The organism is Nocardia sp. NPDC055053 (assembly GCF_053608285.1).
The window spans coordinates 1-6,036 of sequence record NZ_JBSGVD010000080.1; the positions used below are offsets into that span (position 1 = coordinate 1).

Genomic DNA, 6,036 nt, shown 5'->3' on the forward strand with positions numbered 1-6,036 from the left:
CACCAAAAACCCTGGGGTACTGGTTTAGCCCCCGTACCCCGGGATGGCGCGGAACAATCCGTTACACCTAACCCGTTCAGTTAACCACCCCCGCGGGGCCGGCCCGGCCCCGGGCCCCGCGTCGTCGCCCGGTTCAGGGCAGGATGACGGTGCGCCCGACCGGCTGGGCCGCCGCCTGCCGGGCATAGATGCCACGCTGCAGCGACCGCAGCAAGGTGTTGCGCGTCTCCTCCGGCCGGATGAGCTCGTCGAAGCCCATGTGCTCGGCCGAGTGATACGACGCCGTCAACTCCATCTCGCGCAGTTCGGCGGCGAGTTCCTCCTCGGCATTCGAGGCATTGCTCAGCGCGGCCGCGCTCATCGCCCCCATCGTCGCTCCGGGGTAGGCGAAGGTGCCCGCCTGGCCGTCGAATCCGATCAGCGACATCACCATCGAGCCGAATCCGTAGGCTTTGCGCAACGTCACGTGCAGTTTCAGCGTGGTCGCCGCGGTCTGCGCGACGAACATCCTGGCGCCGCTGCGCAACACACCTTCCCGTTCGGACTCGCTGCCTGGCAGCATTCCCGGGTTGTCGGCGAGGAAGATGATCGGCAGATGGAAGGAGTCGGCGACCATGATGAAATGCGCGGCCTTGTCCGCGGCGTCGGCATCGATCGACCCGGCCAGCACCTGCGGCTGATTGGCGACCACGGCGACCGGATGACCGCCCAGGTGCGCCAGCGCACAGATGACAGCGGTCCCGTGGCCGGGCTGGACCTCGAACCAGTCGGTGTCGTCGAAGACCACGTCGAGCACGGCCCGCATGTCGTAGGAGTTGCGGTTGTCCCGGGAGACGATGCCCAGGAGTTCCGGTGTCGCACGGGGTTCCGTCGATTCGTCGGCCAGGTAGACCGGCGGGTAGGACCATGCGCTCGGCGGGAAGTACGACAGGTAGCGGCGGATCTCGTCGAGGACCTCTTCGTCGGTCTCGCCGACGTTGTGGACGACCCCGCTGGGAATCGCCACCTCCGGGCCACCCAGATCCTCCTTCGAGACGTCCTCGCCGGTCGACATCTTCACCACCGGCGGACCCGCGGTGAAGATCGCGCCCTGCCTGCTCATGATCGCGAAGTCGGCCACGGGCGCGATGAGCGCACCGTGGCCGGCCGAGGGGCCGAGCACCGCGGTGACCACCGGCACCTTGCCCGAACACTGAGCCTGGGCGAGCAGATCGGTCGGCGTGCGGCCGTAGTGGTCGCCGGTGGGCCGGAAACCCGCGCCTTCCAGCAGCATCACCAGTGGTACCCGGTCGCGCACCGCGAGTTCGGCCAGCCGGTAGCGCTTGGCATTGCTACCGGGGGCGATGGTGCCCGCGAGCGTGGTGAAGTCCTCGGCGCCGACCATGACCGGTACGCCGTTGATCAGGCCAGAGCCGGCCACGATCGCGTCGGCGGCGACCGCGCCGCCGACCAGGGTGCCGAATTCCTGGAAGGTACCCGGGTCGAGCAACCGCTCGATCCGGGCCCGCGCGTCGAGTTTGCCCTTGCCGTGATGTTTGGCGACGCGCTCGGGGCCACCCATCTCGAGCACGCGGGTGCGACGCCGCTCGAGATCGTCGAGGGTCTCGTCCCAGGTATCGGCATGGTTCATTTCGGGCCTGTCTTCTGTGATGAGCGTGCCGCAGCCGGCACGCGGGGCGGGGACCGGATCGGCGGGGGCCGGGTCAATCCAGGGTGAAACGGATCGGCAGGCGCTTGAGGCCGCCGACGAATGTCGTTGCGGTGAGCTCGGGTTCACCCGCGAGTTCCACCGATGTCAGTCTGGGCAGCAGTTCGCTGAAGAAGCTGCCGATCTCCATGCGCGCGAGTGCGGCGCCAAGACAGAAGTGCACTCCGTACCCGAAGGCGACGTGCTTGTTGGGTTCGCGGCCGACGTCGAACCGGAACGGGTCGTCGAACACGTCCTCGTCCCGGTTGGCCGACGCATACGACAGCAGCAGCGAATCGCCCGCCGGGATGGTGATCCCGTTGATCACCGAATCCTCGGCCGCGGTGCGCATGAAGGCCTTCACCGGGGTCACCCAGCGGATGATCTCCTCGGTGGCCCGTGGCATGAGCCCGAGGTCGCCGCGCAGGCGGTCGAGCTGCTCGGGGTTGTCGATGAGCGCCCGCAATCCGCCGGAGATGCTGCTGCTGGTGGTGTCGTGTCCCGCGGTCGCGATGATCGCGTAGTACGACACGATGTCCACATCCGAGAGCGGCTCACCATCGATCGTCGCGTTGGCGATGGTGGAGGCCAAGTCGTCGGTCGGCTGTGCGCGGCGCGATTCGGTGAGTTTCTGGAAGTAGGTGAACATCTCGATGAGCGCGTTCATGGACTCGTCCGCCGGGGTCGACCGGGTGAGCTCGGCGTCGTCGTTGCCCATGAGCTCCTGGGTCAGCTTCAGCATCAGCGGGAAGTCCGATTCGGGTACCCCGAGCAGCGACATGATCACATACAGCGGGAAGTTCACCGCGACCTCGCTGACGAAATCGCACTCGCCACCGGTGTCGCGCATCCGGTCGACGTAACGCACCGCGAGTTCTTCGATCCGCAGCTTCATCGCGCGCATGGCCTTGGGCGCGAACCAGTCCGCGGCGATCGCGCGCACGACCCGATGCTGCGGGTCGTCCATGTGGATCAGAGTCTTGATGCCCACCGCGGCCTGCATCTCGTCCGACCGCGCGGTCATCAGCACCGGGCGCGGCCAGTTCGTGAACCGCTTGTCGGCGCGCTCGACCGCCATGATGTCGGCGTGCTTGGTGAGCGCCCAGAACGGCTTGTAGCCGGGCACCTCCACCCGCGCCACCGGATTTCCCGCCCGCAGCGCCGACAGCGCGGTGTGCAGCCTCTTCTCATCGGTGTAGACCGTGGGATCCGCGAGGACGTTCGCGGCTTCGTCGACGACCGGCATGCTCATCAGCACCCTTTCGAAATATCGGCTCGCCCGACCGGTTCGGCGTGGTGCCACGCGGCGCCGGTGAGCGCGTTGTCCAGGACACAACAGTGATTTATAGTTGGGCTTACTGTCAAGCATTCGGTAAATACTTCTGTCGCATCTACGAAGGGGTAGAGTTGATGAGTTCCCAGCAGCGCAGGATCGTCGTGGTCGGTGCCGGTTCAGGCATCGGAGCCGCCGCTGCCACCCACTTCCACGAGCGTGGTGACCACGTCCTCGCGGTGGATCTGCGCCCAGGCGACACCCCGGCGGCGCGACGCGAGATCTGCGATCTGCGCGACCCGGCGGCCATCACCGGCCTGCTCGGCCGGATCGGCGGCGACTGGGACGCCCTGGCTTTCGTCGCCGGCGTCCCCGGCACCGCACCCGCCGACGATGTCCTGGCGGTGAACTATCTCGGTATGCGGCTGTTCACCACCGGCATGCTGCCCCTGCTGCGCCAGGGCGGCGCGATCGTCACCGTCGCCTCGGTGGCAGCACTCGGCTGGCAGCAGCGCATAGACGACCTCACCGGACTCCTCGCCGCCACCGACCTCGCGGCGGTACGGGATTGGCAGCGGACCCAGGACCCGGCCTACCCCGTCTACAGCACGTCCAAGCAAGCCGCGATCATCTTCGCCAAGCGGCTGGCGCCGTCGGCGTGGCAGAAGTACGGCGTTCGGGTCAACACCGTCAGCCCCGGCCCGACCGATACCCCGATCCTCACCGACTTCGAAGCATCGATGGGCAAGGACGTCCTGGACGCGGTGAAGGCCACGATCGGGCGGCACGCCACGGTCGCCGACATCGTGCCGGTGATCGATTTCCTGACCGGCTCCGGCTCGCGCTGGATCAACGGCCAGGACGTGCACGTCGACGGTGGTTTCGTCGCACCGATGACCGTCGGACCGGCCGTCGAGCTCTGACCCCGAGACACAGACACTGGTCCCGGCCACATTGCCGGGACCAGTGTCGACTCTTATACTGTATGCCTTACAGTAAATACATCTACTCCGCCGTTCGGCGTGACGAAGTCAGAGGTGAGCCGTGAACAGTCCCGTCGAGGACCCCGCAGCGACGGTCGCAGAGGTGCCCGATCCCCATGACCCCTACCCGTTCTTCGCGGCACGCAGGCGCGCCGGGGGCGTGTTCCACGGGACGGTGATGGACTACTCCCGAACCCCGGCGGAACTGCGCCCCACCGACACCTTCGCCGCCGTGTCCTGGTCGGCGGTGAACCAGGCCCTGCGCAACGGATCGGTGTTCAGCACCCAGCTCTACGACGCCACCATCGGGGTCTTCATGGGGCCGACGATCCTGGCGATGAACGGCCTGACCCACAAGGCGCACCGCAACCTGGTGTCGGCCGCGTTCAAACCGCAGTCACTGGCGACGTGGGAGCCCGAGATCGTCCGCCCGATCTGCGACAAGCTGATCGACGAGTTCATCGCGGAAGGTCGCGCGGATCTGGTGCGCGACTTCACCTTCGAGTTCCCGACCCGGGTCATCGCCCGCCTGCTCGGCCTGCCGGAGGAAGACCTGCCGTTCTTCCGCGAAGCCGCGGTGGCGATCATCAGCTACGCGGGCAACGTACCCAGGGCACTGCAGGCTTCCAAGGACCTCAAAGAGTATTTCCTCGAACACATCGAGCGCCGGAGGTCCGCGCCCGCCGACGACATCATCAGCGATCTGGTCACCGCGGAGATCGACGGCGAGAAGCTGTCCGATCGCGCGATCTACTCCTTCCTGCGACTGCTGCTGCCTGCCGGGCTCGAGACCACCTACCGGTCCTCGGGCAATCTGCTCTTCCAGCTGCTGACCCATCCCGATCAGTTCGCGGCGGTCCAGCAGGACCACGGTCTGTTACCGCAGGCGATCGAGGAAGGACTGCGGTTCGAGACACCGCTGACGCTGGTGCAGCGGTATGTCACCGAGGACACCGAACTCGACGGTGTCGCCATCCCGGCGGGCGCGGTGCTGGACCTGTGCCTCGGTTCGGCCAACCGCGACGAATCCCGCTGGGAGCGGTCGGAGGAATTCGACATCTTCCGGCCCCGGCTGCCGCACATCAGTTTCACCGCAGGCGCCCACACCTGCCTCGGATTGCATCTGGCGCGCATGGAAACCCGGGTGGCGGTGGAGGCACTGCTGCGCCGGCTCACCGGAATCACCCTGCTGCCCGACGGTGCTCCCCACATCTTCGGCCAGCCCTTCCGTTCGCCGACCGCGCTTCCGGTGAGCTTCGATGTCGCCTGATCCCCACCACCGTTTCCGAGTTCGAGGAGCCCTGTGAACATCAGTACCCTGTTCGACCTGACCGGCCGGGCGGCACTCGTCACCGGAGCGGGCGGCGGCATCGGTGCCGCCGTCGCGGGCGCACTGGCCGCGCAGGGCGCGACCGTGGTCGTCACCGATATCGATGGCGCCGCAGCCGAAGCCACCGCGGACAAGATCGTCGCCGATGGCGGGCAGGCCACCGCGACGGCACTGGATGTCCGCGACCGGGCCGCCGCCGATGCCGCCGCCGCACTCGCGGCGCAGGCAGGTGGTGGCACGCTCAACATCGTCGTGAACAACGCCGGGATCACCGAGCCCGCGATGTTCGGTGCCACCACCGAGGAGTCGGTGCTGCGGATGCTCGATATCCACCTGCTCGGCGCGTTCCGCTGTACCCAGGCGGCGCTGCCGTATCTCCCGGCCGACGGGACGGGGCGCATCATCAACGTGACCTCGTCGGCGGGTCTGGTCGGCACGCTCGGGCAGGTGAACTACTCGGCCGCCAAATCCGGCATCGTCGGCATGACCAAGTCACTGGCAAAAGAACTGGCGCGCAAGCAGATCACCGTCAACGCGCTGGCCCCCGCCGCGGCGACGCCGATGACCGAGACGATTCGCACCGATCCCCGGTTCGCCGAGCAGATGCTCAGCCGCATCCCGATGCGGCGCTGGGCCGAACCACAGGAGGTGGCAGGCGCTTTCGTGTTCCTGGCCTCCGACGCCGCCTCGTTTGTCACCGGCCAGATCCTGGCGGTCGACGGCGGCCTGGTCATGTGACATCGACACCGGCGAGGCCGGTGCC

Annotated in this window: 5 protein-coding genes; 3 read left to right on the top strand and 2 right to left on the bottom strand. The window is 67.4% G+C overall.

Annotation, left to right across the window (positions count from 1 at the left end):
- Nucleotides 1–133: 133 nt before the first annotated feature.
- On the bottom strand, nt 134–1,630 hold the full coding sequence (locus ACWF82_RS34255; RefSeq protein WP_452507710.1) for an acyl-CoA carboxylase subunit beta: 1,497 nt from the start codon (nt 1,628–1,630) through the stop codon (nt 134–136).
- A 73-nt stretch (nt 1,631–1,703) separates the two neighbouring features.
- Nucleotides 1,704–2,939 carry a cytochrome P450 gene (locus ACWF82_RS34260; RefSeq protein WP_452507711.1) on the bottom strand — a complete coding sequence of 412 codons (1,236 nt, stop codon included), beginning with the start codon at nt 2,937–2,939 and terminating at the stop codon, nt 1,704–1,706.
- A gap of 158 nt (nt 2,940–3,097) precedes the next feature.
- On the opposite strand from ACWF82_RS34260, the gene ACWF82_RS34265 reads away from it, so the two are divergent.
- From ACWF82_RS34265 to ACWF82_RS34275, 3 genes are all read left to right on the top strand, one after another.
- Nucleotides 3,098–3,883 carry an SDR family oxidoreductase gene (locus ACWF82_RS34265; protein ID WP_452507712.1) on the top strand — a complete coding sequence of 262 codons (786 nt, stop codon included), beginning with the start codon at nt 3,098–3,100 and terminating at the stop codon, nt 3,881–3,883.
- A gap of 121 nt (nt 3,884–4,004) precedes the next feature.
- Nucleotides 4,005–5,213 (top strand): cytochrome P450, encoded by a 1,209-nt coding sequence (locus tag ACWF82_RS34270; RefSeq protein ID WP_452507713.1) that lies wholly within the window; start codon nt 4,005–4,007, stop codon nt 5,211–5,213.
- Nucleotides 5,214–5,252: 39 nt separating this feature from the next.
- A complete protein-coding gene (locus ACWF82_RS34275) occupies nt 5,253–6,011 on the top strand; it encodes an SDR family NAD(P)-dependent oxidoreductase (RefSeq protein WP_452507714.1) in 759 nt (252 codons plus the stop codon).
- Nucleotides 6,012–6,036: the final 25 nt, after the last annotated feature.

Bases quoted from the DNA above. Each gene is read 5' to 3' on its own strand.
- ACWF82_RS34255 (WP_452507710.1), bottom strand. From the start codon at position 1,630: ATGAACCATGCCGATACCTGGGACGAGACCCTCGACGATCTCGAGCGG.
- ACWF82_RS34260 (WP_452507711.1), bottom strand. From the start codon at position 2,939: ATGAGCATGCCGGTCGTCGACGAAGCCGCGAACGTCCTCGCGGATCCC.
- ACWF82_RS34265 (WP_452507712.1), top strand. From the start codon at position 3,098: ATGAGTTCCCAGCAGCGCAGGATCGTCGTGGTCGGTGCCGGTTCAGGC.